Source organism: Stenotrophomonas sp. YAU14D1_LEIMI4_1, from assembly GCF_003086815.1.
Taxonomy (GTDB): domain Bacteria; phylum Pseudomonadota; class Gammaproteobacteria; order Xanthomonadales; family Xanthomonadaceae; genus Stenotrophomonas.
This window is the reverse complement of the sequence record NZ_CP025997.1, coordinates 1,493,588-1,511,359: the sequence shown is the minus strand read 5'-3', so window position 1 is coordinate 1,511,359 and position 17,772 is coordinate 1,493,588. Positions and strand designations below refer to the sequence as shown.

General features: G+C 68.3%; 13 protein-coding genes and 1 pseudogene. 5 read left to right on the top strand and 9 right to left on the bottom strand.

All coding sequences use genetic code 11. The features are described 5' to 3' along the window. Positions 1-103: 103 nt before the first annotated feature. The 6 genes and pseudogenes from C1932_RS06950 to C1932_RS06925 all read right to left on the bottom strand — a co-directional run bounded on the left by C1932_RS06950 (position 104) and on the right by C1932_RS06925 (position 8,146). A complete protein-coding gene (locus C1932_RS06950) occupies positions 104-1,645 on the bottom strand; it encodes an efflux transporter outer membrane subunit (RefSeq protein ID WP_108761662.1) in 1,542 nt (513 codons plus the stop codon). Then, positions 1,645-3,201: a DHA2 family efflux MFS transporter permease subunit gene (locus C1932_RS06945; RefSeq protein WP_108761661.1), complete on the bottom strand. Its 1,557-nt coding sequence runs from the start codon at positions 3,199-3,201 to the stop codon at positions 1,645-1,647. Before C1932_RS06945 ends, C1932_RS06950 begins: the two co-directional genes overlap by 1 nt. Next, positions 3,198-4,298 (bottom strand): annotated as a pseudogene (locus C1932_RS06940) (HlyD family secretion protein); the annotation flags it as partial. The gene C1932_RS06945 and the pseudogene C1932_RS06940, both read right to left, overlap by 4 nt. 489 nt (positions 4,299-4,787) lie before the next feature. Continuing rightward, a complete protein-coding gene (locus C1932_RS06935; protein WP_108761659.1) occupies positions 4,788-5,900 on the bottom strand; it encodes a polyamine ABC transporter substrate-binding protein in 1,113 nt (370 codons plus the stop codon). Positions 5,901-5,990: 90 nt separating this feature from the next. Then, entirely contained in the window at positions 5,991-7,388 is a 1,398-nt protein-coding gene (locus C1932_RS06930; RefSeq protein ID WP_108749135.1) for a glutamine synthetase family protein, read from the bottom strand. Further along, a complete protein-coding gene (locus C1932_RS06925; protein WP_108761658.1) occupies positions 7,385-8,146 on the bottom strand; it encodes a gamma-glutamyl-gamma-aminobutyrate hydrolase family protein in 762 nt (253 codons plus the stop codon). Before C1932_RS06925 ends, C1932_RS06930 begins: the two co-directional genes overlap by 4 nt. A gap of 199 nt (positions 8,147-8,345) precedes the next feature. On the opposite strand from C1932_RS06925, the gene C1932_RS06920 reads away from it, so the two are divergent. Both C1932_RS06920 and C1932_RS06915 read left to right on the top strand, forming a co-directional pair. Further along, complete coding sequence (locus C1932_RS06920) at positions 8,346-9,584, top strand: FAD-binding oxidoreductase (protein ID WP_234412372.1); 1,239 nt, start codon at positions 8,346-8,348, stop codon at positions 9,582-9,584. A 177-nt stretch (positions 9,585-9,761) separates the two neighbouring features. Next, complete coding sequence (locus C1932_RS06915) at positions 9,762-11,342, top strand: MASE1 domain-containing protein (RefSeq protein ID WP_234412318.1); 1,581 nt, start codon at positions 9,762-9,764, stop codon at positions 11,340-11,342. Between the two features lie 50 nt (positions 11,343-11,392). On the opposite strand, the gene C1932_RS06910 is transcribed toward C1932_RS06915, so the two are convergent. Beyond that, on the bottom strand, positions 11,393-11,824 hold the full coding sequence (locus C1932_RS06910) for a hypothetical protein (protein ID WP_108749131.1): 432 nt from the start codon (positions 11,822-11,824) through the stop codon (positions 11,393-11,395). A 285-nt stretch (positions 11,825-12,109) separates the two neighbouring features. Between C1932_RS06910 and C1932_RS06905 the strand changes: the two genes are divergently transcribed. Beyond that, on the top strand, positions 12,110-13,453 hold the full coding sequence (locus tag C1932_RS06905; RefSeq protein WP_108763375.1) for a diguanylate cyclase: 1,344 nt from the start codon (positions 12,110-12,112) through the stop codon (positions 13,451-13,453). Positions 13,454-13,538: 85 nt separating this feature from the next. Beyond that, positions 13,539-14,000: a bacteriohemerythrin gene (locus C1932_RS06900; RefSeq protein ID WP_108749130.1), complete on the top strand. Its 462-nt coding sequence runs from the start codon at positions 13,539-13,541 to the stop codon at positions 13,998-14,000. A 6-nt stretch (positions 14,001-14,006) separates the two neighbouring features. On the opposite strand, the gene C1932_RS06895 is transcribed toward C1932_RS06900, so the two are convergent. After that, on the bottom strand, positions 14,007-15,287 hold the full coding sequence (locus C1932_RS06895; RefSeq protein ID WP_108761655.1) for an MFS transporter: 1,281 nt from the start codon (positions 15,285-15,287) through the stop codon (positions 14,007-14,009). 145 nt (positions 15,288-15,432) lie between these two features. On the opposite strand from C1932_RS06895, the gene C1932_RS06890 reads away from it, so the two are divergent. Further along, the gene (locus C1932_RS06890) at positions 15,433-16,074 is read left to right on the top strand and encodes a hypothetical protein (protein ID WP_234412316.1); all 642 of its coding nucleotides are present in this window, start codon (positions 15,433-15,435) and stop codon (positions 16,072-16,074) included. A 122-nt stretch (positions 16,075-16,196) separates the two neighbouring features. Here C1932_RS06890 and C1932_RS06885 read toward each other — a convergent pair whose 3' ends face one another. Continuing rightward, on the bottom strand, positions 16,197-17,693 hold the full coding sequence (locus tag C1932_RS06885) for an aldehyde dehydrogenase (RefSeq protein WP_108761653.1): 1,497 nt from the start codon (positions 17,691-17,693) through the stop codon (positions 16,197-16,199). Between the last annotated feature and the right edge of the window lie 79 nt (positions 17,694-17,772).

The window sequence follows — 17,772 nt, the reverse complement described above, 5'->3', positions numbered from 1 at the left end:
GCTGCGCTCGCCGGGCATGGCCCGGCGCTACCGGGGTGCGCGGCGACGTCAACGCGACCGGGGGCGTCGTGTTGGTAGCGCCGGGCCATGCCCGGCGGACGGGTCAACGCGCGGCCACCGGCGGCGCTTCCTGCCAGCCCAGGCCCAGGCTCTTCTGCAGCGCCACGTAGCGCACCAGCAGCTGCAGGCGCGCCTGCGCGGCACCGTCCTGGGCCTGCAGGCGCTGGCGCTGCACGTCCAGCAGGTCGATCTGCGAGGTCGCCCCGGCCTGGCGCCGCTGGGTCATCAGGGCCAACGAGCGCTCGGCCGAGGCCTGCGCCCGTTCGCTGGCCTGCAGCTGCTCGCGCGCCGCGCCGAAACGGGCCAGCGCGGTGTTGGCGTCCTGCAGGGCCGCCAGCACGCTGCTTTCGTAGGCTGCCAGGCGCGCCTGGTTGCCGGCGCGGGCCTGCGCCACCCGTGCCTTGTTCACCCCGAAATCGAACAGCGACCAGCGCAGGAACGGGGCGACGATCGTGGCCGCCGAATCCCGCCCCAGGTCCGATGCCGAGGTCGCCCCGGCACCGATGGTGCCCAGCAGGGTCACCTGCGGGAAATAGGCGGACAGCGCCTGGCCGATCTGCGCGGACGAGGCGGCCAGCTCGCGCTCGGCCTTGCGCACGTCGGGCCGGCGCTGGATCAGCGCCCCTGCGTCGTCCACCGGCACGCTGGCGGGCAGTCGCGGCAGCGGCTGGTCGACGGCCAGACGTGCGTCCAGCGCGCCGGGCTCGCGCCCCACCATCAGCGCCAGTACATCGCGTGCTTCATCGGCCTGGGCGCGCAGCGGCGGCAGCGCGGCCTGCTGCTGTTGCAGCTGTGCCTGCGCGCGCTCGACCTGCAGGTCCGAATCGGCGCCGCGCTGGCGACGTTGACGGGTCAGCTGCAGGCTCTGCTCGGCCGCACGCAGGTTGTCTTCGGCCAGGGCAATGCGTTCGCGGCTGCTGCGGAAGCCCAGGTAGACCTGGGCCAGCTCGGCGGCCAGCTGCACCTGCGCGTCGGCCAGCGCGGCGGCATTGGCCTCGGCCTCGGCGGCGGCCTGCTCGGCCGCACGGCGGCGGCGCCCGAACAGGTCCAGTTCCCAGCTGGCATCGAAGCCCGCCACGTACAGTTCGGTGTCCAGATCGAGATCGGCAAACTGCTGGCGCAGCTGCGCGGCTTCCTGTGGGCGGCCGTTGGCCTCGGCCACGCCGGCGATGTTCTCGCCCAGCCCGCGCACGCTGTTTTCCAGCGAATCCGGCGTCTTGATGTTGGCGTAGCCGGCGGCAGCGCCGACCGATGGCAGCTGTTCGGCACGGCGCTGGCGCTGCAGCGCGCGCGAGGCCAGCAGCTTGGCCTGCGCGGCACGCAGGTCGGGGCTGTTGCGCAGCGCCTCGTCCACCAGCTGGTCCAGCAGCGGATCATTCAGCGCGCGCCACCATTGGCTGGGGGGCGTGGCCGGCTGCACGCCGGCCTGTGCGGCGCGGTGCAGCTGTGCCTGCGCGGTGGCAGCACCGGCCAGCTCGGGCTTCACGTAGTCGGGCCCCAGCATGCAGCCGGCCAGCAGCAGCGGCAGCACGGCCAGGCACAGGTGTCGCAGGTGGAAACGAACGGGCAAGGAAGTCGAAGTCATCAGTGCATGGCCAGGGGAACGCCCTTGGGCAGGGGTTTGAGCAGGAACACCAGGGGAAAGGTGAGCACCACGATCAGGCCAAAGATCCAGAACAGATCGTTGTAGGCCATCACCATCGCCTGCATCTGCACGGTCTGCGCCAGTACGGCCACGGCCTGGCCGGCATCGCCCAGCTGCTGGCCGTAGGCGTGCAGCGCATCCTGGGCCACGGTGGAATTGGCGGTGACGCTGCTGCCGATGGCATCCACGTGCAGGGTGGTACGGCGCTCCTGGAAGGTGGAAATGATCGCCAGGCCGATCGAGCCGCCGAGGTTGCGCGCGGCATTGAACAGGCCCGAGGCATCGCTGGTGTATTCGCGCGGCACCGAAGTGATGGCGGCCTGGTTCAGCGCCATCATCGCCAGCGCCAGCCCGCAGCCCTGCAGCAGCTGTCCGACCACGAAGTGCGGGCCGATGCTGTCCGGGCTCAGGCCCAGGTTGACGAAACAGGCCGCTGCAAAGCACAGCATGCCGCCGAACACCATGATGCGCACATCCACCGTTTCCAGCATCTTCGGCATCAACGGCATCAGCAGGATGGTCGGCAGGCCGGCCAGCAGCAGCACGTAGCCGGCCTGTTCGGTGTTGTAGCCGGCGATGATCGCCAGGAACTGCGGGATCATGTACATCACCCCGAACAGGATCATGCCGACCGCCATCACCATCACGAACACGGCGCCGAAGCTGCGCTGGAACAAAATGTTGAGGCGGATGACCGGCGTCTTGCTGGTGAACTGCGAGACCGCCAGCAGGGCAAAGCCGAGCAGCGAGACGATGCTGAGCACCACGATCAGGGTGGATTCGAACCAGCGCTCGCGCTGGCCATCTTCCAGCACCACGGTCAGCGCGGACAGGCCGGCAGTCATTCCCAGGATACCCAGCCAGTCGGCGCGCAGCAGGCCGCCCCAGTCCGATTTCTCGTGCGGCAGGCCGAGCAGCAGCAGCGCAACCAGTCCGGCACAGATCGGCACGTTGATGAAGAACGCGTAGTGCCAGCTGACGTTCTCGGTCAGCCAGCCGCCCAGCAGCGGGCCGATCACCGGGCCGAGGATGACGGTCATGCCGAACAGGGCAGTGCCCAGCGGCTGCTGCTTCGGCGGCAGGCGGGTGCCGACGATGGTCAGCGCGGTGGGAATCAGTGCGCCACCGGCGAAGCCCTGCCCTACGCGTCCGGCAATCATCATCGGCAATGAATCAGCCAGGCCGCACATCACCGAAAACGCGGTGAACAGCGTGGCGCAGATCAACAGGAAGGTGCGCAGACCGAGCGTGCGCACGAACCAGCCGGTCAGCGGAATCATCACGATTTCCGAGACCAGAAAGGCGGTGGAGATCCAGGTGCCTTCAGTGCCACTGGCGCCGACCTCGCCCTGGATGGTGGGCAGTGCGGCATTGACGATGGAGATATCCAGCGTGGCCATGAACGAGCCGATGGTGCCGGCGGCCACGGCCAGCCACGCTGCGGCATCGGCCTTGCCTTCCGCAGCGGGTGCGGCGGGTGCGGTTGCAGCGTTCATCGGGCGCCGCGTGCCTCGGCTTCGTCGCGGCTGCGCTCGGCATCGTCCTTCGCGCTGCGGGTGTCCACGGTCACCTCCACCGACATGCCCGGCACCAGCACCTTGCGTGCTTCGGCACCGGCATCCACGCGGATGCGCACCGGCACGCGCTGCACGACCTTGGTGAAGTTGCCCGTGGCGTTCTGCGGCGGCAGCAGCGCGAACTGCGAACCGGTGCCTGGCGAGATGCTTTCCACCGTGCCCTTCAGGGTGGTGCCCGGCAGCGCATCGACCTTGATCTCGGCCGGTTGCCCGGCACGCATCAGGCCCACTTGGGTTTCCTTGAAGTTGGCGCTGAGGTACAGCGCGGCCACCGGCACTACGGTCATGGTGCGGGTACCGGCGGCCACGAACTGGCCCACCTGCACGGTCTTGTTGCCAACGCGGCCGTCGATGCGCGCGCGCAGTTCGGTGTCTTCGAACGCCACGCGGGCCTGGGCGGCGTCGGCCTGGGCCTGCTTCAGCCCGGCCTCGGCCTGTTCGCGCTGGGCCTGGCTGGCTTCGATCTGGCTCTGCGCGCCGGCAATCTGCGCCTTGGCCGCATCGTGCTGCGCCTGTGCGCGTTCCAGGTCGTGGCGCAGGCTTTCCACGTGTTCATGGGTGTCGGCACCGCTGGCGGCCAGCGGTGTGAAGCGGGCCAGTTCGGCGCGGGCGAAGCGCAGCGAGGCGCTGGCGGCCACCAGTTGCGTGCGCGCCTGCAGCAGGCTGGACTGCTGGCCCTGCACGCCGGCGGTGGCGGCGGCGATATCGGCCTGGCGCACGGCGATCACCGCTTCGGCCTGGTCCAGGGTGGCGCGGTAGGTGCGCGGGTCGATGCGCAGCAGCGGTTGCCCGGCCTTCACCCATTGGTTGTCCTGCACCAGGACGTCGGTGACGTAGCCGTTGATGCGTGGGGCGACGGCGACGGCGTCGGCCTGCAGGTAGGCGTTGTTGGTGTCCTGCAGGTAGCGGCCTACGCGCAGGTGGTAGACCAGCCAGATGATCAGTGCGATGGCGACCACGATGCCGATGATCGCCAGGGTCCAGCGGACCTTGGGATTCTTCAGGGGCGAGGGTTTGTCCTCGCTGGCCGAGGGGGGCGGGTCGGTGGGAGCGTCTTCGCGCGGGGGCTGGTCGGTCATCGTCTCGTCGTGGCGGTGGTCAGTGCCATACGGGACGGTAGGGGAAGGAGTGCGGAGGTGAGGTGAAAGCGTTTGTCGCGATGCTCAGCTGCTGTTCGTTTGTCGCAGCGGGTGGGGCCGGGGGCTGAGGCAGGACACGCCGTGGACCCATCCATGGGGGCTCGTAGGCGCCTTGCTCGCGTGCGCTGTCCTGCGCACGCGGCAAGACCGGGGTTGGGCGTCCTGCCCAACCCGCCGGGCGCATGCGGTCCCGCCTCAGCCCCCGGCCCCACCCGCTGCCCTACCGTTCCGTGCTCGCGGACAGGAGGTCAACGGCAGGGCAGAAGCAAAAAAAAAACGGAGGCCGTTGGCCTCCGTTTTTCTTATCTGGTGGGGGCCGACCGTTGGTCGGCCCTCCTGGAAAGCATGCCGACCAACGGTCGGTACTTACTTGCCGGTCTTCACTTCGGTCCACAGGCGGGTGTAGAGCTTGTCGGTCTCCGGGGTGTTGATCGAGTAGGTGAACATCTTCGCGGCGACGTCGGCCGGGGGGTAGATGGTCGGGTCGGTGCGAATCGCTTCGTCCACCAGCGGGGTGGCGGCGGTCACCGGGTTGGCGTAGTGGATGAAGTTGGTGTTGGCTGCGGCAACCTTCGGTTCCAGCAGGTAGTTGATGAAGGCGTAGGCGGCTTCCGGGTGCTTGGCGTCCTTGGGGATGGCCAGCATGTCGAACCACTGCGGGGCGCCTTCCTTCGGGATCGAATAGGCCACGTGCACGCCGTTGCTGGCTTCTTCGGCGCGGTCGCGGGCCTGGATGATGTCACCCGACCAGCCCACCACCAGGCAGGTGCCACCGTTGGCCAGCGAGCCCACGTACTGCGAGGAGTGGAAGTTCTGCACGTACGGGCGGATCGACTTCAGCAGGTCGGCGGCCTTCTGCAGTTCGGCCGGGTCGCCGCTGTGCGGGTCCAGACCCAGGTAATGCAGGGCGATCGGGATCATGTCGGCCGGCGTGTCCAGGATGGTCACGCCGCAGTCCTTCATCTTCGCGATGTTTTCCGGCTTGAAAATGAGGTCCCAGCTGTTGGCGATGTCGGCGCTGCCGCCGAAACGCTCCTTCAGCATGTCCACGTTGTAGCCGATGCCGGTGGTGCCGATCATGTACGGCACGCCGTACTTGTTGTCCGGGTCCTGGGTGGCGATGCGCTGCATCACCGACGGGTCCAGGTTGGCCAGGTTCGGAATCTTGCTCTTGTCCAAAGGCAGGAACACGCCGGCCTGGATCTGGCGGCCGAAGAAATTCAGCGTGGGCACCACTACGTCGTAGCCGCTGTTGCCGGCCAGCAGCTTGGTTTCGACCATCTCGTCGCTGTCGAACACATCGTAAGTGACCTTGGTCCCGCTCTCCTTCTCGAAGTTGGGGATGGTGTCTTCGGCGATGTAGTCGCTGTAGTTGTAGACGTTCAGGACCTTGCTGTCCTGCGCGCCACCGTTGCCACCGCCGCCACAGGCGGCGAGCAAGGCGGAGGCCAGGCCGAGCGTGAGGATACGCAGCTTCATCGGGTGCTCCAGAATGCGGGTGGGGGGCCGGCCGGGCCGGCGACGGGTGCCAGCCTACCCCCCGGCGGCTCATTCATCAATTGCAGGTCTTCACACGTTCAACAGCAGGAACTCGCGCTCCCAGGAGCTGATCACCCGGAAAAAGGTCTCGTATTCCTTGCGCTTCACCGAGATGTAGGCACGGCAGAAGCGCTCGCCCAGCAGGGCCTGCAGCTCGCTGCACTGTTCCAGCCCGTCCAGCGCTTCGCCCAGCGAGCGCGGCAGGTTGTAGCCCAGCTCCTTGGCGCTGCCGCTCACCGGCGCGTCCGGCGCCAGCCGCTCGCGGATACCCAGCAGGCCGCAGGCCAGGGTCGCGGCCATCGCCAGGTAGGGGTTGGCATCGGAGCCGGCGAAGCGGCTTTCCACCCGCATGTTCTCCGGCGTATCCAGCGGCACGCGCAGGCCGCAGGTGCGGTTGTCATAGCCCCAGTGCACGTTGCTGGGCGAGACTTCGCCAAACACCAGGCGACGATAGGAATTGACGTTGGGGGCAAAGAAGGCCATCGCCTGCGGCACGTATTTCTGCAGACCGCCCAGGTAGTGGCCGAACACCGGGCTGAACTCACCTTCGGCGTGGGTTTCGCCGGCGAACACATTGCTGCCGTCGCTCACCCGCACCAGGCTCTGGTGGATGTGCATGGCACTGCCCGGTTCGTTCTCCATCGGCTTGGCCAGGAAGGTGGCGTACACGCCGTGGCGCATGGCCGCCTCGCGCATGGTGCGCTTGAACAGGAACACCTGGTCGGCCAGGTCCATCGCATCGGCATGGGTGAAGTTGACCTCCAGCTGCGCCGCGCCGGATTCGTGGATCAAGGTATCCACGTCCAGCTTCATCGCATCGGCGTAGTCGTACATCAGGTCGAGGATGGGATCGAATTCGTTCACCGCATCGATCGAGTACGACTGCCGCGCCGTTTCCGGGCGCCCGGAGCGGCCGGCCGGCGGCAGCAGCGGGAAGTCCGGGTCGGTGTTCTTCTGCACCAGGAAGAATTCCAGTTCCGGTGCCACCACCGGGCGCAGGCCCAGTTCGGCATAGGCGGCCAGCACGCGCCGCAGTACGTTGCGCGGGGCCAGCTCGTGCGGCTCACCGCTCTTGGTGTAGCAGTCGTGGATGACCTGCGCGGTCGCATCGGCCGCCCACGGCACCATGCGCACCGTGTCCGGGTCCGGGCGCAGCATCATGTCCGAGTCCGACGGCGAGGTCAGGTCGTAGTAGTCATCGGGAAATTCGCCGGTGACGGTGGTGGCGAAGATGCCCTCGGGCAGGCGCGTGCCGTAATCGTGCGAGAACTTGTCGGCCGGAATGATCTTGCCGCGCGCGTTGCCGGTGATGTCCGGCACCAGGCATTCCACTTCGGTGATGCGCCGTTCCTTCAGCCAGCGCAGCAGGCTGCTTTCCTGCGGCTCGGGGGGCGTGGCCGTCTTGCGCGGGCGCGGTCGGGAACTCATCGGGCATCCAGTCGTTTCTGTTGGTACTGACGGCAAGCTTGGCCGAAAGCACGGAAAATAGCGTGATAGAACGGCGTCTGCGTGACACGCCACTCCGGGTGCCACTGTACGCCCAGCACGAAGCGGTGGTGTCCACTGCGTGCGGCTTCAACCAGACCATCGCTGGCGGTGGCCTCGACCTGCAGCGCCGGTGCCAGCCGCGCAATGCCCTGCCCGTGCACCGAATTGACCTGCGCTGTGTCCCCGCCGTGCCACTGTGAAAGCCAGCCGCCGGCGACCAGTTGCACGCTGTGCGCCGGCCCGTACTGCACCTCGACCGCGGCCTGCGGATCTTCGCGATGGTCGGCCAGGCCCGGCACGGCATGTACCTGCGGGTGCAGGCTGCCGCCCAGGCTGACATTCAGTTCCTGGAAGCCACGGCAGACCGCCAGCACCGGCAGGTCCAGCGCAAGGGCGGCCTGCAGCAGCGCGAACGCGTTGGCATCGCGCGCCGGGTCATGCGGGTTTCCCGGCCAGGTGCGCCCGCCTTCGTAATGCTGCGGCTCGATGTTGCTGACCGCGCCGGTCAGCAGCAGCCCATCCAGATCCTGCAGCCAGTCTGCGGCAGGCAATGGCGGTTGCAGGCTGGGCAGCAGCCACGGCGTTACTTCGGCGGCGTCCACCAGCGCGCGGACGTACTTTTCGCCGGCCACCGCGAAACGATGGTGGCCCATGACGGTGCTGTCGGTGGGCAGGCCCACCGCGGGCAGGCGATGCATGCAGGACTCCTTGGCGTGCCTGCACGGTACCTGCGCCGTGGCCAGGGCGGCAAGCCGCCGCCATCACGTCCACGGGCACGCTGCTGGGCGAAACTACCCCTGTGAACAGCGCCTCCCCTGCCCCGTCCGAACCGCCCACCGTACGCCTGCGAGGGCCTCTGTGAGCGCGGCCTTCCCGCCCAGCTGGTATGCGGCCAGCCTGCCCGAGCCGTCGCCACTGCCGCCCCTGCAGGGCCAGGTGCGGGCCGACGTGGCGGTGCTGGGCGCCGGCTACACCGGCCTGACCGCCGCGCTGGAACTGGCCGCGCGCGGTTACCGGGTGGTGGTGCTGGAAGCGCAGCGGATCGGCTGGGGAGCGTCGGGCCGCAACGGCGGCCAGGCGCTGGTGGGCTACGGCTGCGAAGTGGACACGCTGGAGCGCGAGGTCGGCCGCGCCGACGCCCGCCTGCTGTTCGACTGGTCACGCGAGGCCGTGCAGGCGATGCGCCGGCGCATCGATCGCCATGCCATTGATTGCCACTGGGTGGAAGGCCACGCCAGCGTGGCCATCCGCGCCCGCCACGAGCGCGAGCTGCGGGGGCATTGCGAACACCTGCAGCGCCACTACGACTACCCCATGCAATGGTGGGACCGCCCCACCCTTGCCGCCCAGCTGGACAGCCCGCGCTACCGCGCGGCCATGTTCGACCCACGCAGTGCCCACCTGCACCCGCTGGCCTACGCGCGCGGCCTGGCCGACGCGGCGCGTGCGGCCAGGGTGGTCATCCACGAACGCTCACCGGTGGTGCGGCTGCAGCGCGGTCCGGCGCCGGCCCTGCACACGGCCGCCGGCAGCGTGCACGCCCGCCATCTGGTGGTCGCCGGCAACGCGCTGCTGCAGGGCCTGCTGCCGGAGCTGGAGCGCCGCATCATGCCGGTCGGCACCTACGTGGGCGCCAGCGCACCGCTGGGCGCCGAACGCGCGCGCGCATTGATCGCCAACAACATGGCGGTGGCAGACACCGCCTGGGCGCTGGACTACTTCCGCCTCAGCCACGACCACCGCCTGCTGTTCGGCGGCCGCGCCAGCTATTCGGCGCTGCCGCCGCCGGGCCTGCGCCGGGTGATGCAGCGGCGCATGCACCAGGTCTTCCCACAGCTGGCCGATGTAGGCCTGGAACAGGTCTGGGGCGGCTTCGTGGACATCACCCGCAACCGCGCCCCGCACTGGGGCCGGCTGGACCCCACCCTGTACTTCGCGCAGGGCTTTTCCGGCCACGGCGTGGCCGCGGCCGGGCTGGCCGGTGAAGTGATCGCCGCGGCGATCGCCGGCCAGAGCGAACGCCTGGACGTGTACCAGCGCCTGCACCACGCCCCTTTCCCGGGCGGGCGCCTGCTGCGGACCCCGCTGCTGGTGGCGGCCATGTCCTGGTACAAGCTGCGCGATGCCCTGTGGTAACCGCCTGATGTGAAAGTGTGAACCCGGTCAGCACCTGCGCCCCGCGACAGTATCGGCCGCCGCGGCACGCGGGTTGCAGGCAATTGCAAGCATCCGCGTCAGCCGATACTGTCGCGGACTGGGGCCAGGTGCGATGCCTGGGTGGCGCTTACGCGCAGCAGCAAGGGAGGCTTGCGATTGAACTGGTGGACGAATGGAATTCGCCTGGATGTGCGTATCCGGCCGGCGGGGCTTGCTCTGGCGGCGCTGTATGCGCTTGCCTGCTGGGCCACCCGGCAGATTTCGCTGGACCAGTTCTACCTGCCGGCCGGCATCCGCGTGGCCGCGCTGCTGCTGTGCCCGCCCCGGCTGTGGGGCTATCTGATCCTGGGCGAATACGCCTACTTCGCGCAGATGCGCTACCCCATGGTCGACCGCTATGGCCTGCCGTGGGTGGTGCTGGCATCGGCCTGCCTGATACCGGCGGTCGCCCTGGTGGTGGGCCTGCACCGTCGTCGCCTGGCCACGGCCGGTGAAGGCTGGGTACTGTCCATCGCCGCGTGGGCCGCGCTGGCCACCGCGGTACTGAAGCTGGGCCTGGCCCATCTGCTGTGGCCCACCCCGCCGTCCGATCCGGTGCTGGGCACCGCCGTGCGCTACGTGCTGGGCGACTACATCGCCATCATCACCGTGGTACCGCTGGCACTGCTGTGGTCGCAGCGCAGTGCGGGCCATGACTGGTCCAGCTGGCGGCAGTGGCCGACGCTGGCGTCGCTGGCGGCCCTGCTGCTGCTGGGCGGCGCGGCAATCTGGGCCGGCGCCAGTTCCGATCCGGCCAAGACCAGCCTGCAGCTGCTGATGGCCCTGCCTGCGGTGGCTCTGACCTGCATGCACGGCTGGCGTGGCGCGGCGGTGGCCGTGCCGCTGCTGAACATGCTGATCAGCGTGGGCACGCCCAGCAGTGGCCTGCCCGGCTCGTTCGACGAGCGCACCTTCATGACCGTGCAGATCGTGGCAGTAGCCGGTACCGCGCTGCTGGCGCTGGGCTCGCGCATCAGCCAGCACTACCACCAGTACGCGCACCACGACCAAGCCGGTCGGCAGGCCGCCGACTTTTCCCGCAACGCGCACATCGCCAACGAAATGGACCTGCGCCAGCGTGCGTTGGCGCTGCGCCGGATTGCCGATGACATTGAAGCATCGCTGGGCGAGACCGCCGAACTGCTGAAGCTGCATGGCCACCACGAGCCCGCACGACAGCTGCTGGGCACCGCGACGAGCCATTCACGACAGTTCCGCGAGCTGACCAGCATGGTCTACCCCGCCGAGCTGGAGCAGCTGGGGCTGTACCTGGCGCTGCAGGCCAGCGGCATCCACCAGGCCTGGGACGCTACAGATCGGCTGGGCCGTCACCAGCTGCAGGGCGACCCGTGCCAGTTGAACCTGGGCCTGCAGTTGGCCGCCTACCGGACCCTGGCCGAGGCCGTGTCGCTGCTGCTGAACGGCGAGCGTGGGCAGATCCAGGTGCGCGCACGCTGCGGCCGACGCGGCGTGCAGCGCGGAATCGTAGTAACGGTGGGTCTGCTGGACCGCCACCGCACGCTGTCGGAGGAAACCATGGCACTGGCGCGGCGCCGGTTGAGCGCGCGGGCCATCGCCTACGGCGGCCGCGTGGACTGCCGTGGCAACCGCATCCGCATGCTGCTGCTGGATTCACCGGCGCAGGTGGAACAGGACGCCCCGCTGCGGGCACGGCTGGCGCCGCACGGCCTTGGCTGAGCGCTGCAACGACCGGCCCCGCATGCAGCAGGGCCGGTCATCCACGCTGCTTACTGGCCTTCGCCCGGCAGTTCCACCGACCAGATCGCATCGGCGCCCTTGCCGTAGACCACCAGCGAGAACTCGGCGCGGCGGTACACGACCTGGCGCGACGCGTTGGCCGGAATCACCAGGCGCTGCGAGGGCAGCGAGGTCTTCGCCGGCGACTTGCCGGCCGGCAGGGTCCAGAACACGTTGTCCAGCGTGCCGACGATCAGCTTCACCTGACCGGTCAGGTCATTCACCTGGAAATAGGTGATGCCATCGCGCTGGAACCCATAGACCTGCCAGGCCGGATCCTGGCTCAGGTTCAGTGCGGCGGGCAGCGCTTCGCCCAGACCACTCTTGGCCAGCTGGATACCATTGCCGTCGCTGGGGCAGCAGGCGGCTGCAGCAATCATCGGCGTGGACAGCAGCGCAGCCGCTGCAATTGCGATACGCATACGGGAAAAACGCACGGGCAACCCCCTTGTGGATTGAATGTTGATGGGCGGCCAGGCACTGCCGCGTTCGCCTGGCACAACCGGTGTGCATCGGCGCGGGCACCGGTGGTGCCCAGAAACTCCGAGGGCCCCCGGCCAGGACGGTCGGGTAGCGGCACCGAGCATACCGGTCCGGGCCCAGCGCAGCCATGTGCCGCCCCGACCTGCCCCTGACCGTCCAAGGCTAAAGTTTCGCCTGCAACGGCCGCTACCCCGGCCAAGCCCTCCCACGTGAGCCACCGCACCATGCCCGTCCTGCCGCAGGTCGTTGTCGATGGCGACCTGGCCGATCCCCTGCCGCAGCGGATCCTGCTGGTGGAAAATTCACGTGCGTTCACCGGCATGCTGCGCGAGGCGATCGAACAGCGCCTGGAGTTGCCTGTGGTGGTGGCATCTACCCTGGCCGAAGCCGGCCGCCTGCTGAGCGAGGAAGGCGGCTGGTTCCTGGTGCTGACCGGACTGGTGCTGGCCGATGGTGACCGCGATGCGGTGGTCGAGTTCTTCCTGAAGCGCGATCTGCCCACCGTGGTGGTCAGCGGCGTGTATGACGAAGATCTGCGCAAGCGCGTATTGCAGCAGCAGATCATCGACTATGTGCTGAAGAACACCCCGGGCAGCATCGATTACCTGGTCTGGCTGGTACAGCGGCTGGAACGCAACCGGCGCATCGCCGCGCTGGTAGTGGACGATTCGCCGTCCGCACGAGGCTATGCGGCCGCGCTGCTGCGCATGTACGGCCATGAAGTGTACGAAGCGGCCGACGGCAGCGAAGGCTTGGCCGCCATCGAGGCCCATCCGGCCATCCGCCTGGCGGTGGTGGACCAGGAAATGCCGGGCATGCAGGGCGTGGAATTCACCCGCCGCCTGCGCACGCTGCGCTCGCGCGACAAGGTGGCGGTGATCGGCATTTCCGGCAACACCGACGCGTCGTTGATTCCGCGCTTTCTGAAGAACGGCGCCAACGATTTTCTGCGCAAGCCATTCTCGCGCGAAGAATTCTTCTGCCGCGTCTCGCAGAACGTGGACCAGCTGGAACTGATCGGTACCCTGCAGGATCTGGCCACCCGTGATTTCCTCACCGGCCTGCCCAACCGCCGCTGTTTCCTGGAACAGAGCCAGCGCCAGCTGACGCAACTGCAGCTGCATGGCCAGAGCGTGGCGGTGGCGATGATCGACATCGACCACTTCAAGCACATCAACGATACCTACGGCCACGAAGCCGGCGACGATGCCCTGCGCACCGTCGCCCGCGCGGTGGGCGACCATGCGCGCAGCCAGGACCTGATCGCGCGCTTTGGTGGCGAAGAGTTCTGCCTGCTGGTGCCGGACATGGAACAGGACGAAGCGCTGCAGTACTTCGAGGAACTGCGCCAGCGCATCGCCGCGCTGGAGGTGGATATCGGTACCGCCACCCTGCGCATGACCGTCAGCATTGGCCTGTGCTGCCTGCAGCCGCAGCGCGATTCGCTGCACCGGCTGATTTCCGAAGCCGACCGCCAGCTGTACCTGGCCAAGGCCGGCGGCCGCAACCGGGTCAGCAGCACTACCGTTGCACCGCCGCAGCGCGCGCGTGAGCCTGCTTTATCCTGACACGCATGCTTTGATCCAGATCAACGCCGCCTGCTGGGCGCGCGCCTACAGTCGCTCCCGACATCAGCATGAAGGGGGCGCAAGGATGGCACTACTGCTCTGGCAGGACGATCTGAACACGGGCATCGATGTGATCGACCAGCAGCATCGGCGCATCGTGGAAATGCTCAACCACCTGCACGTGGCACAGTCCAGCCTGCAGCGCGTGGCGGTGGCCGAGGTGATCGACGAGGTGGTGGACTACACCATGTCCCACTTCGCGTTCGAAGAGGAGTTGATGGAGGAAGCGGGCTATCCGTTCTGCGCGGCGCACAAGCGCGTGCATGAAATCTTCATCAAGCGCGTGGCCGAGTACCGGTTGCGTTTCCAGGCCGGCGAGGATGTCAGCGACGAGCTGCGCACCATGCTGTCGCGCTGGTTGTTCAACCACATCCGTGGCGACGACCAGGCCTATGCCGAGCAGGTGAAGGCGCACTTGAACCAGTTCACCCGCGAGCACCAGAGCGGCGGCTGGCTGGGCCGCACGCTCAAGCGCATCTTCGGCTGAAGGCCATCAACGGCCGCGCCGGTGCAGCGCCACCAGCGCGCACAGCGTGGCCACCGCAGTCAGGCACAGGTAGTAGCCCACCGCGACCAGGCCGAAACGTTCGGCCAGCCAGGTGGCCAGGTACGGCGCCGGCGCCGCGCCCAGGATGCCGGCCAGGTTGAACGACAGCGAGGCGCCGGTGTAGCGCACCTCCACCGGGTAGATCTCGGCCAGGAAGGTGCCGCAGGGACCGTAGGTCAGGCCCATCAGGAACAGCCCCAGGCACAGGAAGGTGAGCACCAGCCACGGGCTGTGCGCCTGGAACAGCGGCGCGAACAGCACACCGAACCCCAGGATCAGCACGCTGGCGATGATCATGGTGCGGCGCGTACCCCAGCGGTCGCCATAGCGCGCCGACAACGGAATGCCGGCTGCAAAGAACAGCATGGCCACCATCTGCATCAGCAGGAACTGCTCGCGGCTGTAGCCCAGCACCGCGGTGCCGTGGCCCAGGCTGAACACCGTCATCAGGTAGAACAGCACGAAGGTGGCAAAGGCGCCCAGCGTGCCAAGCAGCATGGGTATGGCATGGTGGCGCAGCACGGTCCACATCGGCAGGCGCACCGGCGCCTTGCGATCCAGTGCCTTCTGGAAATCCGGCGTTTCGTGGATGTTCAACCGTACCCACAGCCCCAGCGTGACCAGCAGCGCGCTGGCCACGAACGGAATGCGCCAGCCCCACTGCAGGAAATCCTGCTGGCTGAGCCAGCGCCCCAGCAGCAGGAAAATGCCTGCCGACAACAGGAACCCCAGCGGCGCACCCAGCTGCGGAAACATGCCGTACCAGGCGCGCTTGCCCGGGGGTGCGTTCTCGGTAGCCAACAGCACCGCCCCGCCCCATTCGCCACCCAGCCCCAGGCCCTGGCCGAAACGGCACAGGGCCAGCAGTGCCGGCGCCCACAGCCCGATCTGCGCATGGGGCGGCAGCAGGCCGATAGCGACAGTTGACAGCCCCATGGTCAGCAGCGCCGCCACCAGCGTGGCCTTGCGACCGATGCGGTCGCCGAAGTGGCCGAACACTGCCGAGCCCACCGGCCGCGCGATGAAGGCCACCGCGAAGGTCGCCAGCGACTGCAGCAGGGCCGCCTGGTCGCTGCTTTCCGGGAAGAACAGGTGCGGGAACACCAGCACCGCCGCGGTGGCATAGATGTAGAAATCGAAGAATTCGATGGTGGTGCCGATCAGGCTGGCCAGCAGCACACGGCGGGGCGAATTCACGGGGGCTGCAGCAGTGGAGAGCGTGGACATCGGCGAGGCGTGGAAGGTGGATCGACCGATTCTGCCACGCGCGGGCGGCCTGACGGGACGATGGTTTCAGCCGACACCAAGACAACGGAATATTTCTGGCCGGGCGTTACGCTGCGCCACCGGTTACTGCATGGATGCGCTGCCGATGGCCCCTGTTGTTGTGTTGCGCTGGTCCGATTCGCCGCAACTGCCGCGCAGCGTGGCCTGCCTGCTGGTGGTGCTGCTGCATGTGCTGCTGGGTGCCTGGCTGTGGCGCAGCGGCCGCATCGACCCGCCGCATGCCGATGAAGCACGCATCAGCCTGCGCTGGCTGCCAGCGGCGCCGGCATTGCCGCCGCCCGTGTCGCTGCGCGCTGAACCTGCTGCCGCATCCACGGCGCCGCCTGGCCTGCAGCAGCGTTCGCCCTCCGCAGCGCCGCACCCTGTCGCCATGGAACGCGACGAGGCGCCAACGACGGCACCGCTGTCGCTGGGCCTGCCAGCCGGCAGCATCGAGGGAGGTGATGGCATCACTGCGGCGGGCGTAGCGCCCAGGCTGCTGGGTCGCCGCGAGGTACATGCGGCATTCGCCCCGCGCCGGAACTACTTCCACATGCGGCCACAGATGTCGCCCGAGCAGATCGTGCAGGGCGTGGCGCAACTGCTGGGGCTGTGGCCGCCGGGCTACATGATCGATCCGTGCGAACTGGGGAAGCAGGACATGGCCTATTTCCAGGGCGCGGTGAAGGACGTGGACCGGCAGGCACTGCGTGACGCGGTGGCCGTGGTCAGTGCGCGTTGCCGGTAGCGTCGAGCCTGCTCGACTGCCCTGCCGTTGTAGAGTCGAGCTTGCTCGACTGCCGTTCGCGAAGAGCAGTCGAGCATGGCTCGACTCTACAGAACGCGAAGAGCAGTCGAGCAAGCTCGACTCTACAACTGGATCCAGGTGGCCTTGATCTCGCTGTACTTGTCGAAGGCATGCAGCGATTTGTCGCGGCCATTTCCCGATTGCTTGTAGCCGCCAAACGGCGCGGTCATGTCTCCGCCATCCCAGCCATTCACCCACACGCTGCCCGCGCGCAACTGGCGGGCCACGCGGTGGGCGCGGCCCAGATCGCGCGTCCACAACCCTGCGGCCAGCCCATAGCGACTGTCATTGGCCAGGCGCACGGCCTCGGCTTCGCCGTCGAAACCCAACACTGCCAGCACCGGCCCGAACACTTCTTCGCGGGCCAGCGCCTGTTCCGGTCGCACCTGGTCGAACACGGTGGGCTGCACGTAGCATCCGCCCGCCTCGACCTGCGCGCGTTGCCCACCCAACAGCAGGCGCGCACCGTCGGCCTCGGCGCGGGCGATATCGGCCAGCACTTTTTCCACGTGCGCCGCATCCACCAGCGCGCCCATCGGCGCGTCAGATTCGAGCGGGTGCCGCGGCTGCATGTGCCGCGCGTACGCCAGCACCTGGTGCACGAAATCATCACGGATAGAGCGCTCCACCAACAGGCGCGAGCCCGCCGTGCAGACCTCCCCCTGATTGAAGAAGATGCCCTGCGCCACGCCCTTGGCCGCGGCATCCAGATCCGGTGCATCGGCAAAGACCAGGTGCGGGCTCTTGCCACCGCACTCCAGCCAGACCCGCTTCAGATTGGAACGACCGGCGTACTGCAGCAGCCGGGCGCCGGTGGCGGTGGAACCGGTGAAGGCCAGCACGTCCACGTCCATGTGCAGGGCCAGCGGTTCGCCCACGCGTTCGCCATGGCCCGGCAGCACGTTCAGCACACCGTCCGGCAGCCCGGCTTCGGCGGCCAGCGCGGCCAGCCGCAGCGCGCTCAACGGTGAGCGCTCGGACGGCTTCAGCACCACCGAATTGCCCATCGCCAGTGCCGGCGCGATCTTCCAGCAGGCCATCAGCAGTGGGAAATTCCACGGCACGATGGCGCCCACCACGCCGGCAGGCTCGCGACTGACCAGGCCCAGTTCGTGCGGCCCGGTGGGCGCTATCCCGCCGTACAGCTTGTCCACCGCCTCGGCCGTCCAGCCCAGGCAGCGCACCACGCCGGGCAGGTCGATGCGCCGCGCATCGCGCACCGGCTTGCCCATGTCCAACGTTTCCAGCAGCGCCAGTTCGTCGGCATGGTGTTCCACCAGCGCGGCAAGCGCCTGCAGCACGCGCTTGCGATGGGGCGGGCTGGCCTGCGACCAGTGGCCCGCATCGAACGCGCGGCGCGCGGCCAGTACCGCGCGATCCACGTCGTGTGCATCGCAGTCGGCCACCGGGCCCAGCACGCGCCCATCGATGGGGCTGATGCAGTCGAAGCACACGCCGCTGGCTGCGTCCACGTAGCGGCCATCGATGAAGGCCTGCGATGGCAGGGCCAGTTGGCCGGCCAGTGCCTGCCAATGGCTGCGGTCGGGGAAGTCGGCCATGTCCGGTTCCGGGTGGAGAACTGCCCCGGTTATACCGCCACGCCCGCATTCCGCCCGTGAGCGGGCATCGCGCCCACCG

What these genes read in the sequence shown, in the direction of transcription:
- C1932_RS06950 (WP_108761662.1), bottom strand. Translation starts at nt 1,645, where the DNA reads ATGACTTCGACTTCCTTGCCCGTTCGTTTCCACCTGCGACACCTGTGC.
- C1932_RS06945 (WP_108761661.1), bottom strand. Translation starts at nt 3,201, where the DNA reads ATGAACGCTGCAACCGCACCCGCCGCACCCGCTGCGGAAGGCAAGGCC.
- C1932_RS06935 (WP_108761659.1), bottom strand. Translation starts at nt 5,900, where the DNA reads ATGAAGCTGCGTATCCTCACGCTCGGCCTGGCCTCCGCCTTGCTCGCC.
- C1932_RS06930 (WP_108749135.1), bottom strand. Translation starts at nt 7,388, where the DNA reads ATGAGTTCCCGACCGCGCCCGCGCAAGACGGCCACGCCCCCCGAGCCG.
- C1932_RS06925 (WP_108761658.1), bottom strand. Translation starts at nt 8,146, where the DNA reads ATGCATCGCCTGCCCGCGGTGGGCCTGCCCACCGACAGCACCGTCATG.
- C1932_RS06910 (WP_108749131.1), bottom strand. Translation starts at nt 11,824, where the DNA reads ATGCGTATCGCAATTGCAGCGGCTGCGCTGCTGTCCACGCCGATGATT.
- C1932_RS06905 (WP_108763375.1), top strand. Translation starts at nt 12,110, where the DNA reads ATGCCCGTCCTGCCGCAGGTCGTTGTCGATGGCGACCTGGCCGATCCC.
- C1932_RS06900 (WP_108749130.1), top strand. Translation starts at nt 13,539, where the DNA reads ATGGCACTACTGCTCTGGCAGGACGATCTGAACACGGGCATCGATGTG.
- C1932_RS06895 (WP_108761655.1), bottom strand. Translation starts at nt 15,287, where the DNA reads ATGTCCACGCTCTCCACTGCTGCAGCCCCCGTGAATTCGCCCCGCCGT.
- C1932_RS06890 (WP_234412316.1), top strand. Translation starts at nt 15,433, where the DNA reads ATGGCCCCTGTTGTTGTGTTGCGCTGGTCCGATTCGCCGCAACTGCCG.
- C1932_RS06885 (WP_108761653.1), bottom strand. Translation starts at nt 17,693, where the DNA reads ATGGCCGACTTCCCCGACCGCAGCCATTGGCAGGCACTGGCCGGCCAA.